At 63.6% G+C, this 23836-nt stretch carries 27 protein-coding genes; 14 read left to right on the forward strand and 13 right to left on the reverse strand.

Annotated features, from left to right (window positions below; genetic code table 11):
• Window positions 1–150 precede the first annotated feature (150 nt).
• Both DT068_RS25085 and DT068_RS25090 read right to left on the reverse strand, forming a co-directional pair.
• Window positions 151–492, reverse strand: a complete 342-nt coding sequence (locus DT068_RS25085) for a DUF1491 family protein (RefSeq protein ID WP_119392647.1) — start codon at window positions 490–492, stop codon at window positions 151–153.
• Window positions 492–1190: a peptidoglycan-binding domain-containing protein gene (locus DT068_RS25090; RefSeq protein ID WP_119392648.1), complete on the reverse strand. Its 699-nt coding sequence runs from the start codon at window positions 1188–1190 to the stop codon at window positions 492–494. The genes DT068_RS25085 and DT068_RS25090 overlap by 1 nt, the downstream gene beginning before the upstream one ends.
• A 304-nt stretch (window positions 1191–1494) precedes the next feature.
• Between DT068_RS25090 and DT068_RS25095 the strand changes: the two genes are divergently transcribed.
• Together DT068_RS25095 and DT068_RS25100 are read left to right on the forward strand one after the other, a co-directional pair.
• Window positions 1495–1923: a DUF5330 domain-containing protein gene (locus DT068_RS25095; protein ID WP_119392649.1), complete on the forward strand. Its 429-nt coding sequence runs from the start codon at window positions 1495–1497 to the stop codon at window positions 1921–1923.
• 124 nt (window positions 1924–2047) lie between these two features.
• On the forward strand, window positions 2048–2482 hold the full coding sequence (locus DT068_RS25100; protein ID WP_119392828.1) for a SufE family protein: 435 nt from the start codon (window positions 2048–2050) through the stop codon (window positions 2480–2482).
• An 11-nt stretch (window positions 2483–2493) separates the two neighbouring features.
• Here the strand turns inward: DT068_RS25100 and DT068_RS25105 are convergent, their stop codons facing one another.
• The 4 genes from DT068_RS25105 to DT068_RS25120 all read right to left on the reverse strand — a co-directional run bounded on the left by DT068_RS25105 (window position 2494) and on the right by DT068_RS25120 (window position 5812).
• Entirely contained in the window at window positions 2494–2922 is a 429-nt protein-coding gene (locus DT068_RS25105) for a BA14K family protein (protein WP_119392650.1), read from the reverse strand.
• Window positions 2923–3019: 97 nt separating this feature from the next.
• Window positions 3020–3532: a PAS domain-containing protein gene (locus tag DT068_RS25110; RefSeq protein ID WP_119392651.1), complete on the reverse strand. Its 513-nt coding sequence runs from the start codon at window positions 3530–3532 to the stop codon at window positions 3020–3022.
• A 123-nt stretch (window positions 3533–3655) separates the two neighbouring features.
• On the reverse strand, window positions 3656–4072 hold the full coding sequence (locus DT068_RS25115) for a Ros/MucR family transcriptional regulator (RefSeq protein ID WP_119392652.1): 417 nt from the start codon (window positions 4070–4072) through the stop codon (window positions 3656–3658).
• A gap of 186 nt (window positions 4073–4258) precedes the next feature.
• Window positions 4259–5812 carry a DUF2336 domain-containing protein gene (locus DT068_RS25120; protein WP_162914439.1) on the reverse strand — a complete coding sequence of 518 codons (1554 nt, stop codon included), beginning with the start codon at window positions 5810–5812 and terminating at the stop codon, window positions 4259–4261.
• 223 nt (window positions 5813–6035) lie between these two features.
• Between DT068_RS25120 and DT068_RS25135 the strand changes: the two genes are divergently transcribed.
• Window positions 6036–8135 carry a S9 family peptidase gene (locus DT068_RS25135; RefSeq protein WP_119392655.1) on the forward strand — a complete coding sequence of 700 codons (2100 nt, stop codon included), beginning with the start codon at window positions 6036–6038 and terminating at the stop codon, window positions 8133–8135.
• Window positions 8136–8147: 12 nt separating this feature from the next.
• Here the strand turns inward: DT068_RS25135 and DT068_RS25140 are convergent, their stop codons facing one another.
• From DT068_RS25140 to otsB, 5 genes are all read right to left on the reverse strand, one after another.
• Complete coding sequence (locus DT068_RS25140) at window positions 8148–8435, reverse strand: type II toxin-antitoxin system RelE/ParE family toxin (protein ID WP_119392656.1); 288 nt, start codon at window positions 8433–8435, stop codon at window positions 8148–8150.
• 5 nt (window positions 8436–8440) lie between these two features.
• Entirely contained in the window at window positions 8441–8722 is a 282-nt protein-coding gene (locus DT068_RS25145) for a CopG family ribbon-helix-helix protein (RefSeq protein ID WP_119392657.1), read from the reverse strand.
• Window positions 8723–8805: 83 nt separating this feature from the next.
• A complete protein-coding gene (locus DT068_RS25150) occupies window positions 8806–10179 on the reverse strand; it encodes an alpha,alpha-trehalose-phosphate synthase (UDP-forming) (protein WP_119392658.1) in 1374 nt (457 codons plus the stop codon).
• A complete protein-coding gene (locus DT068_RS25155) occupies window positions 10164–11954 on the reverse strand; it encodes a glycoside hydrolase family 15 protein (protein ID WP_119392659.1) in 1791 nt (596 codons plus the stop codon). The genes DT068_RS25150 and DT068_RS25155 overlap by 16 nt, the downstream gene beginning before the upstream one ends.
• The gene (otsB, locus tag DT068_RS25160) at window positions 11951–12649 is read right to left on the reverse strand and encodes a trehalose-phosphatase (protein ID WP_162914440.1); all 699 of its coding nucleotides are present in this window, start codon (window positions 12647–12649) and stop codon (window positions 11951–11953) included. Before otsB ends, DT068_RS25155 begins: the two co-directional genes overlap by 4 nt.
• Window positions 12650–12790: 141 nt before the next feature.
• Between otsB and DT068_RS25165 the strand changes: the two genes are divergently transcribed.
• The 4 genes from DT068_RS25165 to DT068_RS25180 all read left to right on the forward strand — a co-directional run bounded on the left by DT068_RS25165 (window position 12791) and on the right by DT068_RS25180 (window position 16369).
• The gene (locus DT068_RS25165; protein ID WP_119392661.1) at window positions 12791–14005 is read left to right on the forward strand and encodes an acyl-CoA dehydrogenase; all 1215 of its coding nucleotides are present in this window, start codon (window positions 12791–12793) and stop codon (window positions 14003–14005) included.
• Window positions 14002–14472: a GNAT family N-acetyltransferase gene (locus DT068_RS25170; protein ID WP_119392662.1), complete on the forward strand. Its 471-nt coding sequence runs from the start codon at window positions 14002–14004 to the stop codon at window positions 14470–14472. The genes DT068_RS25165 and DT068_RS25170 overlap by 4 nt, the downstream gene beginning before the upstream one ends.
• On the forward strand, window positions 14469–15569 hold the full coding sequence (locus DT068_RS25175; protein ID WP_119392663.1) for an NAD(P)/FAD-dependent oxidoreductase: 1101 nt from the start codon (window positions 14469–14471) through the stop codon (window positions 15567–15569). The genes DT068_RS25170 and DT068_RS25175 overlap by 4 nt, the downstream gene beginning before the upstream one ends.
• Before the next feature lie 200 nt (window positions 15570–15769).
• Window positions 15770–16369, forward strand: coding sequence for a superoxide dismutase (locus DT068_RS25180; protein WP_119392664.1), 600 nt, complete (start codon window positions 15770–15772; stop codon window positions 16367–16369).
• Window positions 16370–16410: 41 nt separating this feature from the next.
• On the opposite strand, the gene DT068_RS25185 is transcribed toward DT068_RS25180, so the two are convergent.
• Window positions 16411–17220 (reverse strand): class I SAM-dependent methyltransferase, encoded by an 810-nt coding sequence (locus DT068_RS25185; protein ID WP_119392665.1) that lies wholly within the window; start codon window positions 17218–17220, stop codon window positions 16411–16413.
• Between DT068_RS25185 and DT068_RS25190 the strand changes: the two genes are divergently transcribed.
• From DT068_RS25190 to DT068_RS25205, 4 genes are read left to right on the forward strand one after another with little or no spacing between them, the layout of a single operon-like run.
• A complete protein-coding gene (locus DT068_RS25190) occupies window positions 17219–18409 on the forward strand; it encodes an AraC family transcriptional regulator (RefSeq protein ID WP_368905170.1) in 1191 nt (396 codons plus the stop codon). The two genes, DT068_RS25185 and DT068_RS25190, sit on opposite strands and share 2 nt — an antisense overlap.
• 27 nt (window positions 18410–18436) lie before the next feature.
• Window positions 18437–19747 (forward strand): 3,4-dihydroxy-2-butanone-4-phosphate synthase, encoded by a 1311-nt coding sequence (gene ribB / locus DT068_RS25195; RefSeq protein WP_119392667.1) that lies wholly within the window; start codon window positions 18437–18439, stop codon window positions 19745–19747.
• Window positions 19748–19754: 7 nt separating this feature from the next.
• Window positions 19755–20126, forward strand: coding sequence for a VOC family protein (locus tag DT068_RS25200; protein WP_119392668.1), 372 nt, complete (start codon window positions 19755–19757; stop codon window positions 20124–20126).
• Window positions 20123–20611 (forward strand): L-2-amino-thiazoline-4-carboxylic acid hydrolase, encoded by a 489-nt coding sequence (locus tag DT068_RS25205; RefSeq protein ID WP_368905172.1) that lies wholly within the window; start codon window positions 20123–20125, stop codon window positions 20609–20611. Before DT068_RS25200 ends, DT068_RS25205 begins: the two co-directional genes overlap by 4 nt.
• 214 nt (window positions 20612–20825) lie before the next feature.
• Here DT068_RS25205 and DT068_RS25210 read toward each other — a convergent pair whose 3' ends face one another.
• Window positions 20826–21296: a VOC family protein gene (locus DT068_RS25210; protein WP_119392669.1), complete on the reverse strand. Its 471-nt coding sequence runs from the start codon at window positions 21294–21296 to the stop codon at window positions 20826–20828.
• A gap of 108 nt (window positions 21297–21404) precedes the next feature.
• Between DT068_RS25210 and DT068_RS25215 the strand changes: the two genes are divergently transcribed.
• From DT068_RS25215 to DT068_RS25225, 3 genes are read left to right on the forward strand one after another with little or no spacing between them, the layout of a single operon-like run.
• Entirely contained in the window at window positions 21405–21881 is a 477-nt protein-coding gene (locus DT068_RS25215; RefSeq protein ID WP_119392670.1) for an ATP-dependent zinc protease family protein, read from the forward strand.
• Window positions 21878–22783, forward strand: a complete 906-nt coding sequence (gene rimK, locus DT068_RS25220; protein WP_119392671.1) for a 30S ribosomal protein S6--L-glutamate ligase — start codon at window positions 21878–21880, stop codon at window positions 22781–22783. Before DT068_RS25215 ends, rimK begins: the two co-directional genes overlap by 4 nt.
• A 4-nt stretch (window positions 22784–22787) precedes the next feature.
• Window positions 22788–23828: a succinylglutamate desuccinylase/aspartoacylase family protein gene (locus DT068_RS25225; protein WP_119392672.1), complete on the forward strand. Its 1041-nt coding sequence runs from the start codon at window positions 22788–22790 to the stop codon at window positions 23826–23828.
• Window positions 23829–23836: the final 8 nt, after the last annotated feature.

The raw sequence follows: 23836 nt of genomic DNA on the forward strand, positions 1-23836 counted from the left end.
CCGTTATACAATCTGTCGGCATCGGAGCGCTCCTCGAATCCATCGAAGTTATTGCAGCACAACAACTTTCGCTGATTCGGCGCTCCGATGCGCTCCTTAGTTTGAGAAATCCGGGCTAAGCGATCTTGCCAGTGCGACGACAATCGCATCTTACTCTGGGGCAATGACGGTGAGACCCGCCGTTCCCGTACGGTCCTCGATCTCCACCACCCAGAAATCGGGATCGAACTTCGCCATTTTCTCGATGAAGCGCGTCACTTCCGTTGCCTGCGTGACCGGCGGCACGGTTTCGGCCCATAGGCGCTCGCCCGCCTCATCTATGGCCGAACCGGGCGGCGGCCCCAGGAGCTTCACCGTGCCATCAAGACGATTGATGACGATATAGATGGCGCCCGCTTCGGCGGCACCCTTGCGCAGCACGGCGCCGAACAGGCCGGCAACAAAGCAGCGGCGCAGGAGAGCATGCACCCAGATTTCGGACTTGAGCCGCATCAATTGGCGGTGGTGGTGCTGCGCGAACTCATCTTCTCGAGCTCGGCGATCAGCGTGGCGCTGATATCGCCGGTCGGCGCGATGCCGCGGTCGTGCTCGAATTTGAGAATGGCGGCGCGCGTCTGCCGGCCCAGCTGACCATTGATGGCGCCGGGCTCATAGCCGAGCTCGGCCAGGCCGACCTGCACGCGCGTCACGGTGTCGACCGCCTTGGCCGCGGGCAATGCGCGGGGAGTGGGCGAGTTGGGCGTGACTTCCGTCATGTTCACCGCATCGGCGATCTGGCGGGTATAGCGGATATGCTCGATCAGATCGGTGGTGGCGGCGCCGGTTTCATCCAGGCCATTGGCGCGCTGATAGGCGATGATGGCGAGCTTGGTGCGCCGGCCGGAGACGCCATCGACCTGGCCGCTATAGAGGCCGGACGCGGCCAGCTCGCGCTGCACGCTCTCCACGGTCGGATCGTAGCGCAAAGTGACGGTGCCGGCCTGACCCTGGCCGGCGTCTACGGTCACACGGGTCGAGCCGGTGATGGGATCGGCATCCAAGATGGCCGGGTTGCCGGCAAGGCCCGCCTGCGGCGCAGTCCGGGTCAAGGTATTGTAGACGATCGCGACCGAGAGCACGGCCACCGTCAGCCCGACCACGATGGTCGAGGCGCCCAGACGCGGCGCATCGTCTTCTTCATTCTCACTCATTCAACGCCGGACCCAACTCGAAAACCTGCCACCTGCCGGCTGAGCGCCGGCCCCCGCTTTGTCCCGCATCATGCATCCGAGATGCTTAATATCGGGTTGTTTCACTCTCCGGGCGCACGCCCGATGCCCTTGCGTGGGTAAGGCGTCATCGTTTCCGGATGGTTAATGAAATACTTAAATTTTGCCGAAACTTAGACTCAAATCGCAGTGCCGGTCTTCAACCCGAAGAAAGACCGCAGCGCTATTCCAGTAAACCCATAGTGGCGCGTGATCGGATCACACGCCGGGACAAGGGGACCCGGAAATGCGCATCTTTCGTACGATATTCTTCCTGGGCGTCGCGGCCTATTTCCTGCCGTCGCCGCCCGAGAACCGCACCGTCGCCGTCGATGCCGGCAGCGAACCGGCCGCCACCGAATATCTCACGGCCGCCGTCTCGACCTTCGCCGACATGCGCGGCTTCTGCGCCCGCCAGGCCGCGGTCTGCGACACCGCGCATTATCTTGCGGTGAAGCTCGAGGGCAAGGCCAAATACAGCATCGAGCTCATCTATGAGTGGGCGCGCGAGTCAAATGGCGCGGCATTGCCGCTGCAGGCGGCCGACAGCGATCGCGTGCCGGCCAGCGGCTTCGCCTCTGCCGGCGACGAAACCCGGGTCACCGGGCAGAACACGCTTCAGCTCGAGGACCTGATTCCCGAATGGCGGGCGCCGAAATCCGCCGGCCAGGGCTGAGATCACGATCAGTTTTGCCTTCAAAGCCGGGCGCGGACCGGTCTCTCGCGCGCTTGAGATTATGCCGCCAAACGCCTATCTGAACTGCATATTGCACCCGGTCGCGCGCGACAAGGCGAGGTTCATGGCGGATACGATCGCTACACTGAAGGAAGACTTTTCCCTGATCGACGATTGGGAAGACCGTTATCGCTATGTGATCGAGCTCGGGCGGGCCTTGCCGACGCTCGCCGAGGCCGAGCGCACGCCGCGCAACAAGGTCCAGGGCTGCGCCAGCCAGGTATGGATCGCCGCGCATGAAAGCAGGAACGGCCGCGAGCCGGTCCTGTCCTTCACCGGCGACAGCGATGCCCTCATCGTCAAGGGTCTCATCGCCATCATCTTCCGGCTGTTCTCCGGCCGGCCGGCATCCGAGATCCTCGCCACCGATGCTGGTGCGCTGCTCGACGAGCTGGACCTCAGGGAGCATCTGACGCCGCAACGCTCGAACGGCGTGGCGTCGATGGTGGCGCGCATCAAGACCGATGCCAAAGCGGCGCTGGAGCATCAGACCACCTGATCTGATCGCGACTACCTGAACGGGCTGTCGCAGAAACGGGTGCGGCCGTCATAGGTCACATAGGTATTCGTCGCCACCGCATAGGACTTGTAGCGCGCGAGGCACCAGCGCACATGCTCGCTGCGCGCCTGCGGCTGGTCGCCATTGAAATTTCCGGTCTTTCCCGCCGGTGCGCTGCCCAGCGGTCGCGTGGCGTCGGTCGATGAGCCGAAATCGAAGGGCTTCGCCTTGATGCCCGATCTGTAGCGGTCCTGATTGCGCTCGTTGTAAAGATCGTTCGGCGAGCGATAGGGGTCGGAGCGGCGCAGATCCGGACCGAACAGCCTCTGCTTCCCGCCACAGGTGCTGTAGAGGCAGGGATCGGCCTTCGCAGGGGGAGGGTCGACGAAAGAGGCCGCGCCCAACACCAGCCCTATGAGACTCAGGATGACAAAACGCATGGCGCTTTCCGGTTCGGGACCGATGGGTTCGCCCCTCCATATGGGTCTCAAGATGACAGGTTCAACCGCGATCGGTCTTGATTGCCGGCGAGTGTCCTCAGCGCGCCGCGGCGAGCTTCTCTTCGATCGTCTCGAAGACTTCCGAGCCCGGCAGGAAGGCGTCGTAGCACAGGATCATGCCGACCCGGTCGCCGCCATGGGTCAAGGGCAGCTTGAGCCAGAACTGCACAAGGTGCTCCTTCTGGGTGCGCGGTCCCCTGACGACGCCCTGCGCCGGCTTGCCTTCTTCGGCGATGCGGTGATAGGCGGCGAGCCAGTAATCGCGCTTGTCGCCCCAGTCGAGCTCATCGAGATAGAGCCCGGTCGTCTCGCAGTCATGCACGTCGCGCAGCCGCGTCCCGGCGAGGCGGACGCGGTAGCGCTCGCCCGGCATCTCGACCTCGATCAGGCTGATATTGGGCAGCAGCCGCGGAATATGGGCAGGACTGATATCGCGCTTGTCGGGCATCAGGCGCCCGGCCGCTTTCAGCAGCCAGTATTCATAGAGCTGGCGGTGTTCCGGGATGATCAACTGCGCCTTGAAGGCGGCATTTCCCTGACCCTTCGCCATATCCCCTTTCCGTCGCTTCCGAATCGCCAGCCCGGCACCTGTCGGCTGTTATGAATCCGGGTCGGATGCGCCGCAAGAGTCCAAATATGGAACTCGCGGAAAAGTCATGGCAGCAGTGAGCGGTCAGCGGCGGGCGGCGCGGTTCTGGCCGAGGCCGATCTTCTTGGCAAGACTCGAGCGCGCTTCGGCGTAGCTGGGCGCCACCATCGGATAGTCGAGCGGCAGGCCCCATTTCTCGCGATACTGCTCGGGCGAAAGATCATAGTGCGTGCGCAGATGGCGCTTCAGCGACTTGAACTTCTTGCCGTCCTCAAGACAAACGATGTAGTCGGGCGTGACCGACTTGCGCACCGGCACGGCCGGCTTCAGTTCGACAACATCCGGCATCTTGACCTCCGCCGCGCCCTGCGTGGCGCTCGCCAGAGACTGGTAGATGTTGGCGATCAGTTTTGGCAGATCGGCCTGGGGGACGGTGTTGTTGCCCACATAAGCCGCCACAATATCAGCCGTCAGCTCGACAAGATTGCCTTTTTCCTGCATTGGATTTGCCCCGGTTCCGGTGCAGTTTTATTTCATCAATTGTCAGATGAATCAATAGATCGGCAGCGTGAGTTTTTTACACCGACCAGACGGTCAACAACGAAAAGAAGCCTATTTCGCCGGGATTATTCACCCGAAGCAAAATTCGTCACGCTACTGATTATGTACCTGCCGCACCCGGCGGACTCAGGCGGCGGGTGTGCGGGCATAGGGGCCGGTGCGGCGCGCCGCCCAGTCCCAGTAGGTGAGAAGCACGCGCGCCTTGTTGAAGGACAGCGTCTCGAAAATCGCTTTCAGATCCTCGGCATCGTCCCTTTTGGCCACAATGCCGGCAAACTGCGCCCGGGTGAGGCCGGCGGCCTTGAGCGCCACGGTGAGCGCCTCGCCGCCCGCATCGTCGGCGATGCGCACGCCGGTTTCCTCACTCACATGGGTAAGCTGGGCATATATCTCGCCAGCCTCTCCCGGGACGGCCTCCTCGAGGCGCGACAGCAGCGAGAGATCGGCGAATTTCGGCTCGGTTCCCTCGCTCTCCATGTTCATGGTGAGGATCTTGGTGATGGTTTCCGAATCGGTCAGGAACCGCGACAGCACATAGCGGCGCAGCTCCGAGGGCAGGCGCCAGAAGAGCTGGAAGGCGATCGGCGAGGGTGTGTCCTGGCGCGTCACCAGCGGTGCCTGGAGCACCGGATGGGCGGCGGCGAAGCGGGTGAGGCGCCACATCGATTCGATCGAGAAGGCTGCCCCCTCGTTGCGCACCAGATTGAGCAGCGTCTCGACATGGTTCGACTGGATGAGCGCCTCCGCCAGAGCGGGGGATATCACGCGCCGGCGCGCCATCAGCCTGAGCTTGGCCGGGTTGCCGGCATTGGCCACCGCGATCAGGTCGCTGTCATGGATCGCCATCGCATTCTCGAGCAGCGGACCCGACACCTCGATGCGCGGGTCGTTGATGAGGCGGCGCACCAGCATCTCGGACGGCGCTTCCATCACGCAGACCCGCTCGGCGAGATGGCGCAGGGCCTTGAGCGGCATGCGCGGAATGAGACGCAAAAGCGTGTCGTTGGCAAGCGCCCGTTCCTGCGGCAGCGAGCCGGCGGTCGGGATAGCCATGATGTCGAGCAGCGCCAACGCACGCTCGCCGGCTTCTGGATCTTCCGGCTGCGCTTTTTCCAGGACGCGGCGCTCGACGAAGCCTGTTTCGGGCGGCAGAACCGGAGCGGCGACGGGAGGCTCGGCCAGGACGGGCTGAACGACGGACACGGCCTCTTCACCGACCTGTTCTTCAGTCGGCACCGGTGGTTCAGCCGCGGCCATCTCGACAGCCGGCACCTCGGTGTCAGCGAACACAGCGGTCTCGACCGGCACGGGAGCGGGTGCCTCGACCGCTTCCGGCTCCGGCTCCGGCTCCGGCTCCGGCTCCGGCTCCAATGCCGGCGGCAGCGCGAGGTCCGGCAGCTCGACGACTGGCTCGGCCGGGATTTCGAGGCTTGCCGGGGCGAGGTCTTCCGCCTGCGCCAGCACGGCCTCAGGAGAGTCCTCAGGCTCAGGCAGTGCCTCGGGGGCCAGAGAAGGCGGGGGCGAAGCGGGCGGGACGATGATGACCGGCACGATTTCCGGCTCGCGAGCCGGCGTGGGGCTGCGCTTGCCGCCGCTCAGCTTGAGCTTGAGCGCGCGGAAGGAATCCGCCGTGATCATGCGGCGTTCCGGCAGTCCGTTTTCAGGCTGCACGATCGACATGCCGGGCCCTGGTCTCCTTGTCAGAATCGTCATTAAAGCCGGTGAAGCGTCTAAATCTGCTTAAACCCTTGGAAAAAGCGATCCGGAAACCATTTGTCCATGATGTTATGCTTAACGCCTGGTTACCGATCCGTTCCCTGGCAGCCGATTTGCGGCCGAAGGCCCGGCCGTCTATTCTCGCCGGATTCCCCACTGAAGCCCTATCCATAAAAGACGAAGTGACATGAACAAACATGAGACGATCGTTCCGCCGCGCGCGGAGAGGCGACAGCATGCCGATACCCGCCATGGCGTGACCCGCAGCGATGACTATGCCTGGCTCAAGGCCGACAACTGGCAGACGGTGATGCAGGATCCCTCCGTCCTCCCGGCCGACATCCGCAACTATCTCGAGGCCGAGAACACCTATACCGAGCACGCCATGGCCGGTACCAAGGCGCTGCAGGAGCGCCTGTTCCGCGAGATGAAGGGGCGCATCAAGGAGGACGATTCGAGCGTGCCGGCGCCCGACGGCGCCTATGCCTATTATTCGAGCTTCGTCACCGGGGCGCAGCATCCGCGCTATTGCCGCAAGGCACGCGATCTTTCAGGCCCGGAGCAGATCCTGGTCGATGGCACCGTCGAGGCCGGGACCAAGCCCTTCTTCGATTTCGGCGGCTTCTCGATATCGCCCGATCACCGGCTGCTCGCCTGGTCGTCGGACGACAAGGGCTCGGAGTTCTTCCGCATCCAGATCCGCGATCTCGCTACGGCCAGGGAGCTCCCCGATGTGATCGAGAATACCGGCGGCGGCGCCAGCTGGGCCGCCGACGGCAAGAGCTTCCTCTATACCCAGCAGGACGAGCATCATCGCCCGTTGAAGATATTCCGCCATGTGCTGGGCAGCGCCGCCAGCGCCGATGTCCTGGTCTATGAAGAGAAGGACACGGGCTTCTTCGCCGGCGTCGGCAAGACGCAATCCGACCGCTTCTTCGTCATAGACACGCATGACCATGAAACCTCGGAAGCCTATCTGATCGACGCCGCGACGCCCGATGCGGCGCCGCGCCTCATCGCCCGGCGCCAGAGCGCGATCGAATATGACGTCGAGCATTGGGAAGACCTGCTCATCATCCGCACCAATGCCGATGGGGCGGAAGACTTCAAGATCGTCACCGCCCCGATCGACCGGCCGAACGCTGAGAACTGGCGCGACCTCGTGCCTTATCGCGCCGGCTGCCTGGTGCTCGCCATCGTCACCCTCAAATCCTGGCTCATCCGGCTCGAGCGCGAGAACGGCCTGCCGCGCATCGTGGTGCGCGAGATGGCGACGGGCGCCGAACATGAAATCGCCTTCGCCGAGGAGGCCTATGCGCTGGGCTTCGGGCAGATGCTCGAATATGACACCGACATCCTGCGCTTCAGCTATTCGTCGATGACGACGCCGGCCGAGATCTATGACTACGACATGCGCAACCGCACGCGGGTGATGAGGAAGCGCCAGGAAGTGCCATCGGGCCACGATCCGAAGAACTATGTCACGCGGCGCATCCAGGCGCCGGCGCATGACGGCGAGACCGTGCCGGTGACGCTGCTCTATCGCAAGGACACGCCCCTCGACGGCTCGGCGCCCCTATGGCTCTATGGCTATGGCTCCTATGGCATCACCATTCCGGCCGGTTTCAACACCAATATCCTGTCGCTTGTCGACCGCGGCTTCATCTATGCCATCGCCCATATCCGCGGCGGGCAGGACAAGGGCTATCGCTGGTACACGGACGGCAAGCGCGAGAAGAAAGAGAACACCTTCCGCGACTTCATCTCGGCGGCGCGCCATCTGATCGATGCGGGCTTCACCCGCAAGGCCGAGATCGTGGCGCAAGGTGGCTCGGCCGGCGGCATGCTGATGGGGGCCGTCGCCAATATGGCGCCGGAACTGTTCAAGGCGATCATCGCCGAAGTTCCCTTCGTCGATGTGCTCACCACCATGCTCGACGACACGCTGCCCCTGACGCCCCCCGAATGGACGGAGTGGGGCAATCCGATCGCCAGCAAGGAATTCTACGACATCATCGCCGCCTATTCGCCCTATGACAATGTGGCGGCAAAGGACTATCCCCATATCCTCGCAGTGGGCGGGCTCACCGATCCGCGCGTGACCTATTGGGAGCCGGCGAAATGGGTGGCGCGCCTGCGCGACCGCAAGAGCGACCAGAACCTGCTGCTGCTCAAGACCCAGATGGAAGCTGGCCATGGCGGCGCGCCCGGCCGCTTCGACCGGCTGAAGGAAGTGGCGCTCGTCTATGCGTTCGGACTGATGATGAGCGGGAAGGCTGGCGGATAATTTCGGTCATCGTCACTCCTCCGTCGCGGGCGGCCACTGCCGGGCAGCATGCAGGACGCGGAGGATGCGGACCGTCTCGCCGTCCATGTCATAGATCAGGACATAGTTCGGCCGTATGACCAGCTCGCGCGTTGACGGAACACGGCCCGGCCGGCCGGCCATGGGATGCCTCATGAGCTGGTCGGCGCGTCGCGAGAATTGCTCATCGAGTTCGAGCGCCGCGCGGGGATTGTCCGCTTCGATAAAGTCGTAGATCGCTTCCCGGTCAGCCACCGCTGCGCCCGTCCAGAGAAGTTTCACGCTAGCTATCTACCGAGCTTTCGATGTGTCTCGGCGCGGCGCCTGGCGAATTTCGCCTCGACCTCCTCACCAGCTATCAGGTCTCCTGATTTCGCCGAGTCGAGACCGGCCTGCACTTGCCGCCGAAACCATGAGTCGTAATCCGCCTGATCCCTCTGTCTCTTCACATAGTCGCGCATGAAACTGCGCAGCAATTGCGCACTGGTTTGATCCTGCGCTTTCGCGGCCTCGCCGAAAGCGACTTTCAGATCTTCCTCAACGCGGAATGTGAACGTGGCATCCGGCATGGCAAACTCTGTGTTACGGCGCACATATAATGTAACACACACGGAAAGCGAACGCAAACGGCCTTCATTTCTCTCCTTTGTATCTACGATGCCGCGCGCAGCGACGTGGCGCCGGCGGTGAGCCCCGCCAGGAAGCGCCGGCACCAGGAGGCGGCGCTGTCCTGCTCGATCCGGCTCATCAAAGCGAGCCAGCGGGCATGGCGCTCCTCCTTCGGCATCGTCAGGCCCTGATGGATCGCCTCGGCCACCGCACTCGTGTCATGCGGATTGACGATGAGCGCCGCATCGAGGCTCGCCGCGGCGCCGGCAAAGCGTGACAGCACCAGGACGCCCGGATCCTCCTCGTCCTGGGCGGCGACATATTCCATCGCCACCAGATTCATCCCGTCGCGCAAGGGCGTGACGAGGCCGATGGCCGCCATGCGGAAAAAGCCGGCCAGCAGCCGGCGCGACAGGCCATGGGTCATGTAGCGCAGCGGCACCCAGTCGAATTCGGCATATTTGCCGTTGATCTTGCCGGTGAGCCGGTCGAGGCTCTTCTTCAGTTCGCGGTATTCCGAGACATCCTCGCGCGAACGCGGCGCCACCTGCAGGAAGCTGATCTTCTCGCGATACTCGGCATGGGTCGCGAGCAGCTCCGAATAGGCCTCGAAGCGTTGCGGCAAACCTTTCGAATAATCGAGCCGATCGGCGCCGATGATCAGCTTGCGGCCGACGAGACTGTGCTTGAGCCGGTGCGATTCCGCCGTCATGCGCGATGTCTTCGCCATTTTGGCGAAGGCCTTGCCGTCAATGCCGACCGGGATCGCCACTGATGCGGCCATCGCATGCGCCTGCTCCTTGCCCGCCAGGAACTTGCGCGCGCAGCCGGCGAAATTCTCGCGGTCCTCCTCGGTCTGGAATCCGGTGAGATCATAGGCGGCGAGATCGGTGATGAGCTCGCGCGCCGGCGGCAGGATGTCGATGACCGAGGGCGGCGGAAAGGGAATATGGATGAAAAAGCCGATCCGCTGGGTGATGCCTGCCTCGCGCAAAGCGCGGCCGAGCGGGATCAGGTGATAGTCCTGGACCCAGATGACGTCATCGGGGCGCAGCAGCGGCTTGAGCGCCTCGGCGAATTTTCCATTGGTGGCGCGATAGCCCCTGTACTCCTCGCGCGAAAAGGCGACGAGGCCGGTACGGTAATGCAGCAGCGGCCACAGGCTGCGATTAGAGAAACCGGCATAGTAGTCGCGATATTCCGCCTCGCTCAGATCGATGGTCGCGAAAGTGGTGGCGCCGCGCGTCGCCATGGCGGGCTGGACGATGAGCGTCTCGGCCCGTCGGCCCGACCAGCCGAACCACAGCACCTCGCCCTTCAGGGCCTCTTCGAGCACGACCGCAAGACCGCCTGCCTGCTGCTCGCGTTTCCGGGCCGGCACTGGCACGCGGTTGGAGACGATCACGAGACGCGCCATAGGCCCTCCTCCCAGGTGCGGCTGAGCTTCCTGGCGCAGTGGATGATGCCCACCATGGAATAGGTCTGCGGAAAATTGCCCCACAACTCCCCGGTCGCGGGCACGGCGTCTTCCGACAGGATGCCGACATGATTGCGCAGGCTCAGCACGCGCTCGAACAGCGCCAGCGCCTCGTCGCGCCGGCCGCAATTGGCCAGCGCCTCGATGTACCAGAAGGTGCAGACCAGGAAGGCGCTTTCGGGCTTGCCGAAATCGTCCTCCTCGGCATAGCGCATCATCAGCCCATCGACGAGCAGATGCTTCTCGATGGCGGAAAGCGTCTTCTGGAAGCGCGGATCGTCATAGTCGATGATGCCGATCTCGGGCATCAGCAGCAGCGCCGCATCGAGCTCGCTGCCGCCCAAGCTGCCGCTGAAATAATCGGCCGCCGAATTCCAGGCGCCATCGAGGATGCGTTGCTTCAGCTCGGCCGCAGCCTTGAACCAGTCATTGCCGTCATCGATCTCATCGACACGATGCGCGATGCGGCCCAGCCGTTCCAGGGCCGCCCAGCACATCACCGCCGAAAAGGTATGGGCGCGGGTTCGGCCGCGATACTCCCAGATGCCGGCGTCGGCTTCGAGCGAGGTGGATTTCGCCATCATGCCGATCGGCTTGAGCTGGTGGTAGAGCGCGCGGTCGCCCGGCCGCGGCAGGCGCATGTCCCAGAACATCTGCGCCGCGGCCAGGATGACCGAGCCATAGATGTCGTTCTGGCGCTGGTTCGACGCGCCATTGCCGACGCGCACCGGCCCCATGCCGCGGAAGCCCTTGAGCGCCGTCGCCTCATATTCCTCGAGCGGCGCTCCGGGCACGATCGGATAGAGCGGCGCCAGGAACTGGACGTTGGAGGTGATCACCGAATTGATGAGATAGGTGATGAAATTCTCCATCGTCGTCGTGGCGCCGAGCCGGTTCAACGACATCACGGTGAAATAAGCATCGCGCGGCCAGCAATAGCGGTAGTCCCAGTTGCGCCCGCTGCCGGCGGCCTCGGGGATCGAAGTGGTGAGCGCCGCCAGGATGGCGCCGGTATCCTCGAAGCTGCACAATTTGAGCGTGATCGCCGAGCGGATGACGATCTCCTGCCACTCGAAGGGGACGGCGAGATCGCGCACCCAGTCGTTCCAGTAGCCGGTCGTCTCCTCGAGATAATCGCGGGCAAGCCGGTCGACCCGCAGCGGCAGGGGCTCGTCGCTGCCGATGAAGATATGCACCGGCCGATCGAGCAGGAAGAATGCCTCGTCGCGCAAATAGGCGACCGGCATATCGGTGGTGAGCCTGACCGTGGTGTTGCCGCCGGTATATCTCAGATAGTTGCTGCCCATCGAGACGGCAGGCTTCGTCCCGCCATAGTTGAAGGTCGGGCGCGCGCGGATCTTCACATGGCAGCGCCCGTCCACCGGCTCGATGCGCCTGACGATCATGGGCGGGCGGAACAGCTCGCCCTGCAACTTGTAGCGCGGCGCCCAATCGAGAACGCGCACCGTACCACCCTCACCGGTCAGCACCGTCTCGAGAATGGCGGTGTTGCGCAAATAGCTCTGCTTCGAGTTGTGCTGGTCGCGCAGCACGATGTCCATGAAGCCGTCTTCCGGCCCTTCGCCGTTCACCAGCGCATTGAACAGGGGATCGCCGTCGAGGCGCGGGAAGCAGAACCACACATGGCGCGCTTCGGCATCGATGAGGCTCGCAACCGCGCAGTTGCCGATCACCCCCAGATCCATCTGCTTCATGCCGCAACCACTCCCTGCATGCCGATCTCGCCCGCCAGCCAGGCCCGCACCCGCGCCGTGGCGCCCCCGAAGCTGGCATCGACACGTAGCGCCATGCCGCCCATCGCCGCAACAGCCGCGAAGCCGTCCTCATCGGTCACATCGTCGCCGGCAAAGACCGGGATGCGGTGCCGATAGGGTTCCTCGGCCATGAGGGCGGTGATCGCCTTGCCCTTGCTCATCGAGGCCGGCTTGAGCTCGAAGGCCATCTTCGCGGGAAGTATCTCGAAGCCTCCCGCGCCTTTCGCCAGAGCGCTCACGAGGTCGAAAGCGGCCCGCTCGGCCTCAGGCGCGCGGCGGAAGTGCAAGACGATGCTCGAGGACTTCCGCTCGACTTCGGTTGCCGGATGATCCGCCGTGAATTGCCGCAGCCGCGCATGCCAGCTTTCGGGCCAGGCCTGTTCGGGAACGAGCGCCGATTGGCCGCGCCGCTTCACCACCGCTCCGTGCTCGGCGATGAAGTCGAGATCGGCAGGCGCCAGATAAGAGGCCAGATCGGCAAGGGGCCTGCCGCTGACAATGGCGACCGCGCCGCCGAGAAAGATCTGCATCCGCATCAGGAGGGCGGGAAGCTCGGCGGGGACGGCGATAGCGGAAGGGCTTTCCGCAATATCGACGAGCGTGCCGTCGAAATCGAGGAAAAGCGCGTGGCGCAACGTCAGGCGAGGCGGCTTTTGCCTCGGTTCTGGCGCTTCATCGGATGGGGATTGGGTCACCATTGGGCGGGATTTGACTTTTAAGGGCGATTGGCGTTGTTACGTGCTCGGTGATAACTCCCGAAACGACAAAGAGTTCCAATGACCCAAGCCGCCCGCAAAGCTCATGGCCCAGCCCCTCTCGCAGAGTTCAACTGGGAGGATCCGCTCGATCTCGAAAGCCAGCTCAGCGAGGACGAGCGCATGATCCGTGACACGGCGCGCGCCTTCTGTGCCGACAAGCTTCAGCCCCGCGTCCAGAAAGCGTTCCGCGAGGAGCGCTTCGACCGCGAGATCATGAATGAGCTGGGCGAGGTCGGTTTTCTCGGCATGATGAATTCGGAAAGCTATGGCGGCTCGGGTCTCGGCTATGTCGCCTATGGCCTGGTGGCGCGCGAGGTCGAGCGCGTCGATTCGGGCTATCGCTCGGCGATGAGCGTGCAGAATTCGCTGGTAATGCATCCGATCGAAACCTACGGCTCGGAAGCGCAGCGCAAGAAATACCTGCCGAAGCTCGCGACCGGCGAATGGGTCGGCTGCTTCGGCCTGACCGAGCCCGATGCCGGCTCCGATCCGGGCGGCATGAAGACCAGGGCCAAGCGCATCAATGGCGGCTTCGTGCTCAATGGCACCAAGATGTGGATCACCAATTCGCCGATCGCCGATGTCGCGGTGGTGTGGGGCAAGCTCGAGGATGAAGGCATCCACGGCTTCCTGGTCGAGCGCGGCACCAAGGGCTTCTCCACCCCCAAGATCGAGGGCAAGGTGTCGCTGCGCGCTTCCGTCACCGGCGAGATCGTGCTCGACAATGTCGAGATTCCCGAAGAGAACATCTTCCCCAATGCGCGCGGCCTGTCGGGCCCGTTCGGCTGCCTCAACAAGGCGCGCTACGGCATCGCCTGGGGTGCCATGGGTGCGGCGGAAGACTGCTGGCACCGGGCGCGGCAATATATGCTCGACCGCAGGCAGTTCGGCCGGCCGCTCGCCGCCAACCAGCTCGTCCAGAAGAAGCTCGCCGACATGCAGACGGAAATCACGCTCGGCCTGCATGGCGCGCTGGCGCTCGGCCGCGCGCTCGAGCGCGGTGTGGCCGCACCGCCCGCCATCTCGCTGATGAAGCGCAATAATTGCGGCAAGGCGCTCGCGATCGCCCGCGATGCCCGCGACATGCATGGCGGAAACGGCATATCGGACGAATTCCACGTCATCCGTCATATGGTTAATCTCGAAACGGTCAACACCTATGAAGGCACGCATGACGTTCATGCGCTGATCCTGGGGCGCGCGCAGACGGGGCTGCAGGCCTTCCAGCCGTGAGCGAGAGGGAGATCGAGATCCGGCGCGAGGATCCGCGCACGCCGGATGTGACGAAGCTGATCCGCGATCTCGACGAGATGTTCCACCATCTCTATCCGGCCGAGAGCAATCATCTCGTCGATATCGAGACGCTGGCCTCGCCCAACATCCATTTCTTCGTGGCGCGGCGCAACGGCGAAGCCCTGGGCTGCGGCGCGCTGTGGCATCGCGATGCCGCCTATGGCGAGATCAAGCGCATCTATGTGCGCCCCGAGGCGCGCGGCCTCAAACTGTCGAAGCTCATCATGGCCAAGCTCGAGGAGAATGCGCGCGAGCATGGGCTCAGGGCGATGAAGCTCGAGACCGGCACGCTGCAGCCGGAAGCGTTGGGCCTTTTCGCCAAGTGGGGCTTCACGCGCTGCGGGCCCTATGCGGACTATCCGACGGACGATCCCTATTCCGTCTTCATGGAGAAGCCGGTCGCATGAAGGTCGCGATCGTCGGGGGCGGCATAGCGGGACTTTCCAGCGCCTGGGCGCTGACCAAGCGCGGCCATGACGTGACCTTGATCGAGCAAGGCGAGCTGCCCAACCTGCTTTCGGCTTCGGGCGATGAGCATCGCATGATCCGCCGTGGCTATGGCTCGGCCGATGGCTATGCCCGCACCATCTCGGAAGCCTTCGAGGCCTGGGAGGAGATGTGGGGCGATCTCGGCCGTTCGCATCTGGCGGCGCGCGGTGTGCTCGCCATGTCGCAGATCGCCGGCGATGACGGCGAGAAATTCCGCGAGGGCTATGACCGGATGGGCGAGGCCTATGAGCTCTATGAGCCGAAAGACGCTGCGCGGCGCTATCCGTTCATCGACCCCGGGACGATCCGCTATGCCTATCACACCAAGGCCGGCGGCGCCCTGCTCTGCCAGCGCATCGCGCGCGATCTCGCCCGCTGGCTTCAGGAAAAGGGCGCGGTGCTCCGGCTCAACAGCGGCGTGACGGCGATCGACGAGCAGGCGGGCGGCGTCACCTTGGCCGATGGCGCGCGGATCACTGCGGACCAGATCATCATTGCGGCGGGCGCCTGGGTGCTGCGGCTGGTGCCGGAGCTGGCGGAAAGCCTGAGGCTCTACCGCACGGCGGTGGCCTATCTGGCGCCACCTGCCGATCTCGCGGCGGCCTGGGCGGAAGCTCCCGCCATACTCGACATTGGCGGCAAGGCCGAAGCCTATATGCTGCCGCCGGTCGATGGCACCGGCCTCAAGGTCGGCGCCGGCGTGCATAAGCGCCCGGCGAGCGCCCCCGACGCCAACCGCTCGCCCATTCCAGGCGAGGGCGAGAGCTTGCGTAAATTACTGTCACCACCTCTGGCCCGCATCGATGACTATCGCGTCTCGCGCGTCGTCACCTGCGCCTACACCTTCACCGCGGATGAGAAATTCCTGTCATACCGCAAGGGTAAGGCACTCGTCGTCTCGGCCTGTTCCGGCCATGGCTACAAATTCGGCGCCGCCATCGGCCGGCGCGTCGCCACGGCCCTTGAAACGGGCAATGACCCGGCACTTCTTGCATGGCTGAGAGCGGAAGCCTGATCTTTGACAGAAGGAACCCGAACGCCTATCTCTGGGTTGGGTTCGATGAAATCGAGGAGATTTTATTGACCACCCGCCGCCAATTTCAAACCCTTGCCGCAACAACCCTTCTTGCCGCGGCAAGCGGATCGTCCATTCCAGGAGCCGTGACGGGTTTCGCAACTCAAGCGAATGCGTCGCAGAAAAAAGGAGATGACACCATGGCCCTTGAACTTCCCGCTTTGCCCTATGCCTATGATGCGCTTCAGCCCTATATGTCGAAGGAGACGCTCGAATTTCATCACGACAAGCACCATCAGGCCTATGTGACGAACGGCAACAACCTGCTCAAGGATTCCCCGCTCGCCAAGGAGTCGCTGACCAAGATCGTCAAGGCGGCCTACAAGGAAAAGAACGCCGGCCTCATCAACAATGTCGGCCAGCACTACAACCACCTGCATTTCTGGCAGTGGATGAAGAAGGGCGGCGGCGGCAAGAAGCTGCCGGGCAAGCTGCAGAAGGCGGTCGATTCCGATCTCGGCGGCTATGACAAGATGCGCGCCGACTTCATCAATGCCGGCACCACCCAGTTCGGCTCGGGCTGGGCGTGGATCGCGGTGAAGAACGGCAAGCTCGAGATCCAGAAAACGCCTAATGGCGAGAACCCGCTGATGCACGGATCGCAGCCGATCCTCGGCGTCGATGTGTGGGAGCACAGCTATTACATCGACTATCGCAATGCGCGGCCGAAATATCTCGAGGCCTTCATCGACAACCTGGTCAACTGGGAACATGTCGAGCAGATGTTCTCGGAAGCCTGATTTCCGGGACAGGTTTTCAGCGGGGCCTTCGGGCCCCGTTTTTATTTGTCCCTGCTTGCGGTGATGATCAGTGCCGGCATGTCGAAGACCACCGACCCATCGGCTCCCCTGCAGGGCTGAAGTGCCTTTTCCGCTTCTTTGATGAGCCGTGTGAACTGGGCGTCGTCAAGCAGTCCGCCCAATGTCCAGACGCAGGCACGTTCCGTCGAGATCAGCGATGCTATGGAGGCGAAGCGGACCTTTCCGCCGTGTTGCTTGATCCCTGCATGCGCTATGCCTGCCTCGACGCATAGCGATTTCAATAATTCCCGGTCACCGAGTACAAAGGGGGCGCGAAAGGCATCGGCGATCCGCTCACCGAAGAGCCGTTCCAGCAATGTAGCGAGTGCCGCATAGCCGGGCGAGCGCGCCAGCGAACCGCAAACAGCAACCGCCAGCCGGCCACCCGGCTTCAGCACGCGCATCATTTCGCGCAAGGCCCTGGCGCGATCGGTGAAAAACATCAGGCCGAACTGGCTCACGGTGGCATCGAAAGTGCGATCGGGAAAGGGAAGCTCCTCAGCGCGACCGTCGTGCCACTCGATGCGGGTGGTCTTGCGACGGGCCACGCCAAGCATGTCGGGATTGGGGTCGAGCCCGGTCACCCTCCCCGTCGGCCCGGCACAATCAAGTGCCGCGAGGGCGAGCACGCCGGTTCCGCAGGCAACATCGATCACCCGGTCACCCGGTTCAATCCGGGCCTCACCCGCAACTATCGCGCCCCATTGCTGAAAGAGGGCCGGGACGAAAAGGGCATCATAGATTTCAGCCGGCGATTTCGGGGGTTCCCCGGCAAGTGAATAGGCCGTCATGTCAGAGCTCCTCCTGAATACATGCCGCAAGGATGCGTGGCGTGGTTATGTCATCCACAAGGGTGTAAACTTGGTCATGGGCACACTCCATGACCCAACGTCCCGATCGCATGTCGCGGCGTCCGATTCGCAGCCATCGGACGGTCTGCCGCGCGGTGAAGATCCTAACGATCGATCAGCCGGCGCCGGCATGGACACGCTGTCCGACGTCTTGCGGGCAATAAAACTAACCGGCGCGCTGTTCTTCGGAGTCAACGCATCATCCCCGTGGTCGGTCGAGGTGCCACGCGCGCATTCATTTGCCAGGATCATCCTGCCGCGTGCGCAGCACGTGATCTCCTATCATATCATCACGCAGGGATCGGGCTGGGTGCGGGTCGGCGATGATCCGCCGGTACAATTCCATGAGCACGACATCCTGGTCATCCCGCACGGAGATTCTTATGCGATGTGCAGCGCAATCGACGTGCTCGCAGGGTTGACCGAGGACCACTCCGTCGAATTCTTTCGCGCCATGGCGGCAGGCCAGTTGCCCGCCACCGTCATCGAAGGCGGCGGCAACCTGCCACTGGCCCACTATGTCTGCGGCTTTCTTGGCTGCGATGCGCAGCCGTTCAATCCACTGCTGGGAGCCCTGCCCAGGCTGATGCGCCTTCGCCGTGGTACCGGTGAGGTGAGCAATCTCCTCGACAGCTTGATCGATCTCACCCTTGGTGAAGCATCTGGAGTGGGACCCGGCGCCCAATGCATCCGCCTGCGTCTCAGCGAATTGATGTTCGTCGAAGTGCTGCGTGTGTATCTCGAAACACTGCATCCGCGCCAGACCGGCTGGCTTGCCGGATTGCGCGATCCCGTTGTCGGCCGCAGCATGGCGCTCCTGCATGAGAGACCGGCACATGGCTGGACGCTGGCCGGGCTTGCCCAGGAAGCCGGCGTCTCGCGCTCGGTGCTGGCAGTGCGCTTCACGACGCTCGTCGGATGTCCGCCCATGCAGTATCTGGCACGCTGGCGGGTGCAACTGGCGGCGCGCCAACTCAGCGATGGGCTGGTCAAAGTCTCGGCGGTCGGGCGCAGTGTGGGTTATGATTCCGAAGCGGCCTTCAGCAGAGCCTTCAAACGAATTTCTGGCGTCTCGCCGGCCGAATGGCGTCATCGCAACTTAATCAGTGCTAATAGTCCCTTTTCATAACTTATTAGCAGTGCTAAACAGTTGGAAATGAAGCTCCCCGACTGGCTGGACAAGTCCGGCACCTCCCAATCCGCGCTGGCGAAAGCCATTGGCGTCTCGCAGGGCCGTGTCTCGCAGCTCATTGCCGGCGCCTCGCCGTCGCTCGACCTGGCGCTCAAGATCGCGAGCTTCACCAACAATGCCGTTCGCCCCGAAGACTTTTCCGGACCTGCCGCCATGGACACCGCCAAGCCCGCCACCCCCGCTTCCTCCTCCGACCTCGACCGCGTCGAAGACGCCATCGCCGCCATCGCGCGTGGCGAGATGGTGGTCGTCGTCGATGATGACGACCGCGAGAACGAAGGCGATCTCATCGCCGCCGCCTGCAAGATCACGCCCGAGCAGATGGCCTTCATGATCCGCTATTGCTGCGGCATCGTCTGCGCGCCGATCACGCCCGAGGACGCCCGCCGTCTCAAGCTCGACCCGATGGTGGCCCTCAATGACGCGCCGCTCGGCACCGCCTTTACCGTCTCGGTCGATTATCGCGAGGGCCTCACCACCGGTATCTCGGCCAAGGAGCGCACCGCCACCGTGCATGCCCTCGCCAATGGCAATGTGCAGGCGGGCGACTTCGTGCGCCCCGGCCATATCTTCCCGCTGGTCGCCAAATCGGGCGGCGTGCTGATGCGTTCCGGCCACACCGAAGCCGCGGTCGATCTCGCCCGTCTTGCCGGCCTGCATCCTTCCGGCGTCATCTGCGAGCTCGTCAATGACGACGGCACGGTGAAGCGCGGGCCGCAGGTCGTCGCCTTCGCGCGCGAGCATGGCCTCAAGGTGATCTCGGTCGCCGACCTCATCGCCTATCGCCAGGCGCGCGAGCGTCTCGTCGACCAGGAAAGCCAGTTCGAGATCGCGACGCCGATCGGCAAGGCGCGCGGCCTCGCCTATTCGACCCCCTTCGACAGCGTCGAGCACCTGGCCATCGTCTTCGGCGACATCAGCGGCGGCAAGGACATCCCGGTGCGGCTGCATCGCGAGGATATCGTGGCCGACATCTTCGGCGCGCCGCATGTGCTGAACGCGGTCTATGACGTGTTCAAGCGCGAGGGCCGCGGCGTGCTTGTCTATCTGCGCGAAGGCACCGCCGGCGTGCCGGCCGGGCAGAAGATGGGTGCTGAGAAATCCGGCAGTGCGGCGCTGCGCGAGCAGGTGTGGCGCGATGTCGGCCTCGGCGCCCAGATCCTGCGCGATCTCAATGTCCGCTCGATCAGGTTGATCACGTCCAGCTCACGCCACTATGTCGGCCTGTCGGGCTTTGGTATAGATATCGCGGAGACCATCAAGATCGAAGGATGACGCCAAGATGACGACCGTGCGCTACATGGTGAAGGATGTCGACGCGGCGGTCGCCTTCTACACCGGGCAGCTCGATTTCACCGTGAAGCAGCAATTCGGACCCAATATGGCGATCCTGGCGCGGGACGGCCTGACCCTGTGGGTGGCCGGGCCCAATGCGTCGGCCGGGCGGCCGATGCCGGATGGACGCAAGCCTGAGCCCGGCGGCTGGAATCGTTTCGTGCTGGAAGTGCAGGACCTGGGGGATGTGGTCGCGCGCCTGCGCAAAGCCGGCACGCCGTTCCGCAATGATATTGTCGAGGGGCCGGGCGGCAGGCAGATCCTTGCCGAAGATCCTTCGGGCAATGTGATCGAGCTGTTCGAGCCGGCGCGTTCGTGACCGACCTTCCGACCCTCACCAAGCGCCGCCTGCAGGCCCAGGTCATCGGACCGATTTTCGCCGAAATGGTCGCGGAGATCGGCGAGGAGAAGGCCGCCGCCATTCTCGACAAGGCGATCCGCAAGGCCGCCATCGCCGAAGGCAGGGAATTCGCCGGGAAGGCCCCGGGCGGCGTCACCTCGATGGCCGATTTCATCAGGCTCTATGATTTGTGGACCGCCGACGGCGCGCTCGAGATGAAGGTGCTGGAAGCGAATGACGAGCGCTTCGACTTCGACATCACGCGCTGCCGATATGCCGAAACCTACAAGGAGATGGGCCTCGGCAAGATCGGCCATCTGCTCTCCTGCAACCGCGACGGCACGTTCTGCGAAGGCTACGATCCCAACATCACGCTCGAGCGCAAGCAGACGATCATGCAAGGGGCGAAGTGCTGCACGTTCCGTTATACGTATCGGAAAGACAGCGAGCCAGGGCGCCAATAGTTGAGTTCATTTGAAGACAGCTTCACTCGAATCCTCGGCCCACCCATTTTCCGTCATCCCGGCGAAAGCCGGGATCCATTTGGATTTTCAACGCGAGCCGCGCTGCCCGCTTTTCGCTTATTCAATGGTCCCGGCTTTCGCCGGGATGACGGGCTGACAGGGGATGCAAGAGCGGACGGTCGTCATCGGCTCTTCCCGACGAATGTGAAGAGACCTACCTCGGATAGCGCCACTCCGTCTCACGGATCTTCCCGCCATTGCCGAGCTCGATGATGTAGCCGAAGTCCTTCTCGGTATCGAGATAATAGTGCTCGTCGGCATCGAACTTGCCGCTCTGGATGACCGGGTAACCACGCCGCGCATAGTCGGCGACGGCCTTGGCGCAGTCGGCATAATAGAGCTTGGTGTGATGCAGGCCCTCGCCCCGGCTGTCGAGGAATTCGTCATAGATCGAATAGCCGCTCACCGGCTGGATCAGCTCATGCTGGATGCCGCCGTCCTTGGTGACGGCGATCAGCACCTCGTGCGTGGCGGGCTTGCCGCGATAGAGATAGTCGCGCACATCCGGCGCCTTGAAGCGGTAGACATGCCACGGCCCGATGCCGCAATTGTCCCAGTGCCGCCTCATCGCCGTCTCGATGTCGCGTACCAGATAGGCGACCTGCATCAGCTCTCCATCCTTCATGACGTCCTCCCTTGGCCGGCCCGGGCCAATGTTAACCTGAAGGGCCGTCAACGAAAAAGGCGGATTTCCCTTTTGCGGGTCGTACTTTAAGATTAGACCGGAACTCCTATGGCGGACGACAGCACAGATACGGAGGATGAAGGCCCTGCCCTTCTCGGCTGGCAGGAATCGGTCCGCCTGCCTGAGCTCGGCGCCGGGCCGATCGTCGCCAAGATCGACACGGGTGCCCGCTCCGCCGCCCTCCATGCCGACGACATTCATATCAGCGGGCGCGGCAAGCGCATGAAAGTGCGCTTCAAGCTGCAGCGCCGCGGCAACTCCTCCCGCCGGATCGAATGCGAAATGCCGCTGCATGACCTGCGCCGGGTGAAGAGCTCGAACGGCCATATCGAGCTGCGCGCCGTCATCGCCACCGCGATCGAGATCGGCGGCCGGTTGCTCGATGCCGAGATCACCCTCACCCAGCGCGCCGATATGGGAGCGGCCATGCTGATCGGCCGGAGCTCGATCAAGGGAACCTTCCTCGTCGATCCGAGCCGCACCTTCCTCAGATCAAAGCGACCCAGAAAGACCAAGACCCGATGAAGATCGCGCTCCTGACCCGCAATCCCAAGCTGTTCTCGCATCAGCGCATCATGGAAGCCGCCCAGGCGCGCGGCCATGAGATCGTGCCGGTCGACTATCTGCGCTGCTACATGAACATAACCTCCCGCAAGCCGGAGCTGCGCTATATGGGCGAGAAGCTCGAGGGCTTCGACGCGGTCATCCCGCGCATCGCCGCCGCCCACACTTTCTACGGCCTCGCAGTGTTGCGCCAGTTCGAGATGATGGGGGTGTTTCCGCTCAACGAGTCGGTCGCCATCGGCCGCTCACGCGACAAATTGCGCTCGCTGCAGATCCTGGCGCGTGACGGCGTCGGCCTGCCGGTCACCGCCTTCGCCAATGACACGACGCGCACCGATGACGTCATCGAAATTGTTGGCGGGGCGCCCACCGTGATCAAGCTGCTGGAAGGCACGCAGGGCATCGGCGTGGTGCTGAGCGAGACGCATAATTCGGCGAAGTCCGTCATCGAGGCCTTCCACGGCGCCGACATCGCCATATTGGTACAGGAATTCATCAAGGAGTCGGAAGGGCGCGATATCCGCGTCTTCGTCATCGACGGCAAGCCCGTCGCCGCCATGCGGCGCTCGGGCGCCAAGGGCGATTTCCGCTCCAACCTGCACAGGGGCGGCCATGCCGAGAGGATCGCCATCTCGCGCCAGGAAAAGACGGCGGCCGTCAAGGCGGCGCGCTCCATGGGACTCAATGTCTGCGGCGTCGACATGCTGCAGTCCAATCGCGGGCCTTTGGTGATGGAGGTCAATTCATCGCCCGGCCTCGAAGGCATCGAGAAGGCGACAGGAGTCGATGTCGCCACAGCCATCATCCAGTTCCTGGAAGCGGAAGCCAGGCCCGGCCACACGCGGACGAAAGGCAAGGGATGAGCGCATGAGCGCCAAGCCGTTCCGCCTCGGCGCCGCGACGCTCGCCCCCGGCGAGCGCAAGACCGTCGACCTGCCGGTCAGCGCGCTTTCCAACCACACGCCGCTGACGCTGCCGGTGCATGCCGTCCATGGCGAGAAGACGGGGCCGGTGCTGTTCCTTTCCGCCGTCGTCCATGGCGATGAGATCCTGGGCGCCGAGATCGTGCGCCGGGTGATCCGCCATCGGGCACTTTCCGGCATGGCCGGCACGCTGCTCGCCGTGCCGGTGGTCAATGCCTTCGGCCTCATCAGCCATTCGCGCTACATGCCCGACCGGCGCGATCTCAACCGCTCCTTTCCGGGCTCGGACCACGGCTCGCTCGCCTCCATCGTCGCCGATCTCTTCATGCGCGAGGTGGTGCTGAAGAGCGACTACGGCATCGATCTCCATACCGCCGCCCAGCACCGCACCAACCTGCCGCAGATCCGCATCGCACCCGGCGAGCCCGATCTCCTGCAGATGGCGGAAGCTTTCGGCCCGCCGGTGATCCTGATCTCGAAGCTGCGTGAGGGAACACTGCGCCAATGCGCGCGCGACCGTGGCGTCAAGATGTTGCTCTATGAAGGCGGCGAGGCGCTGCGCTTCGACGAGATCGCCATCCGCGCCGGCGTCATCGGCATATTGCGGGTGATGAAATGGCTCTCCATGATCGCGCCCGCCAATATTGCCAGAAGCAAGGTGCCGCCGGCGATCTCGACATCGAGCGCCTGGCTCAGGGCGCCGGAAGGCGGCTTGCTCAGGGCGGTGCCCCTCACCGGCGACAGGGTAGACAAGGGCGAAGTGATCGGCCTGATCTCCGATCCCTTTGGCGAACGCGCCGTGGAGGTCATCTCGCCCGAGGACGGCATCATCATCGGGCGCACCAATCTGCCGATCGTCAATCGCGGCGATGCGCTGTTCCATATCGCTCGGGTGAAGGACCCCGAGACCTCACGCGCCCGCATCGGGCGGATCGGCGGAGAGCTGGCGCAGGTGCCGCTCTTCGACGAGGATGAGATTATTTGAACCGCGCG

It is taken from the genome of Taklimakanibacter lacteus (assembly GCA_003576695.1).
GTDB lineage: Bacteria > Pseudomonadota > Alphaproteobacteria > Rhizobiales > Aestuariivirgaceae > Taklimakanibacter > Taklimakanibacter lacteus.

Bases quoted from the DNA above. Each gene is read 5' to 3' on its own strand.
- DT068_RS25150 (WP_119392658.1), bottom strand. From the start codon at position 10,179: ATGGCGCGTCTCGTGATCGTCTCCAACCGCGTGCCAGTGCCGGCCCGG.
- DT068_RS25145 (WP_119392657.1), bottom strand. From the start codon at position 8,722: ATGCCGGATGCCACGTTCACATTCCGCGTTGAGGAAGATCTGAAAGTC.
- DT068_RS25215 (WP_119392670.1), top strand. From the start codon at position 21,405: ATGGCGGACGACAGCACAGATACGGAGGATGAAGGCCCTGCCCTTCTC.
- DT068_RS25105 (WP_119392650.1), bottom strand. From the start codon at position 2,922: ATGCGTTTTGTCATCCTGAGTCTCATAGGGCTGGTGTTGGGCGCGGCC.
- DT068_RS25115 (WP_119392652.1), bottom strand. From the start codon at position 4,072: ATGCAGGAAAAAGGCAATCTTGTCGAGCTGACGGCTGATATTGTGGCG.
- rimK (WP_119392671.1), top strand. From the start codon at position 21,878: ATGAAGATCGCGCTCCTGACCCGCAATCCCAAGCTGTTCTCGCATCAG.
- DT068_RS25095 (WP_119392649.1), top strand. From the start codon at position 1,495: ATGCGCATCTTTCGTACGATATTCTTCCTGGGCGTCGCGGCCTATTTC.
- DT068_RS25200 (WP_119392668.1), top strand. From the start codon at position 19,755: ATGACGACCGTGCGCTACATGGTGAAGGATGTCGACGCGGCGGTCGCC.
- DT068_RS25175 (WP_119392663.1), top strand. From the start codon at position 14,469: ATGAAGGTCGCGATCGTCGGGGGCGGCATAGCGGGACTTTCCAGCGCC.
- DT068_RS25180 (WP_119392664.1), top strand. From the start codon at position 15,770: ATGGCCCTTGAACTTCCCGCTTTGCCCTATGCCTATGATGCGCTTCAG.
- DT068_RS25210 (WP_119392669.1), bottom strand. From the start codon at position 21,296: ATGAAGGATGGAGAGCTGATGCAGGTCGCCTATCTGGTACGCGACATC.
- DT068_RS25135 (WP_119392655.1), top strand. From the start codon at position 6,036: ATGAACAAACATGAGACGATCGTTCCGCCGCGCGCGGAGAGGCGACAG.
- ribB (WP_119392667.1), top strand. From the start codon at position 18,437: ATGAAGCTCCCCGACTGGCTGGACAAGTCCGGCACCTCCCAATCCGCG.
- DT068_RS25155 (WP_119392659.1), bottom strand. From the start codon at position 11,954: ATGAAGCAGATGGATCTGGGGGTGATCGGCAACTGCGCGGTTGCGAGC.
- DT068_RS25190 (WP_368905170.1), top strand. From the start codon at position 17,219: ATGTCAGAGCTCCTCCTGAATACATGCCGCAAGGATGCGTGGCGTGGT.
- DT068_RS25085 (WP_119392647.1), bottom strand. From the start codon at position 492: ATGCGGCTCAAGTCCGAAATCTGGGTGCATGCTCTCCTGCGCCGCTGC.
- DT068_RS25165 (WP_119392661.1), top strand. From the start codon at position 12,791: ATGACCCAAGCCGCCCGCAAAGCTCATGGCCCAGCCCCTCTCGCAGAG.
- DT068_RS25120 (WP_162914439.1), bottom strand. From the start codon at position 5,812: ATGTCGATCGTGCAGCCTGAAAACGGACTGCCGGAACGCCGCATGATC.
- DT068_RS25110 (WP_119392651.1), bottom strand. From the start codon at position 3,532: ATGGCGAAGGGTCAGGGAAATGCCGCCTTCAAGGCGCAGTTGATCATC.
- DT068_RS25225 (WP_119392672.1), top strand. From the start codon at position 22,788: ATGAGCGCCAAGCCGTTCCGCCTCGGCGCCGCGACGCTCGCCCCCGGC.
- DT068_RS25100 (WP_119392828.1), top strand. From the start codon at position 2,048: ATGGCGGATACGATCGCTACACTGAAGGAAGACTTTTCCCTGATCGAC.
- DT068_RS25090 (WP_119392648.1), bottom strand. From the start codon at position 1,190: ATGAGTGAGAATGAAGAAGACGATGCGCCGCGTCTGGGCGCCTCGACC.
- DT068_RS25185 (WP_119392665.1), bottom strand. From the start codon at position 17,220: ATGACGGCCTATTCACTTGCCGGGGAACCCCCGAAATCGCCGGCTGAA.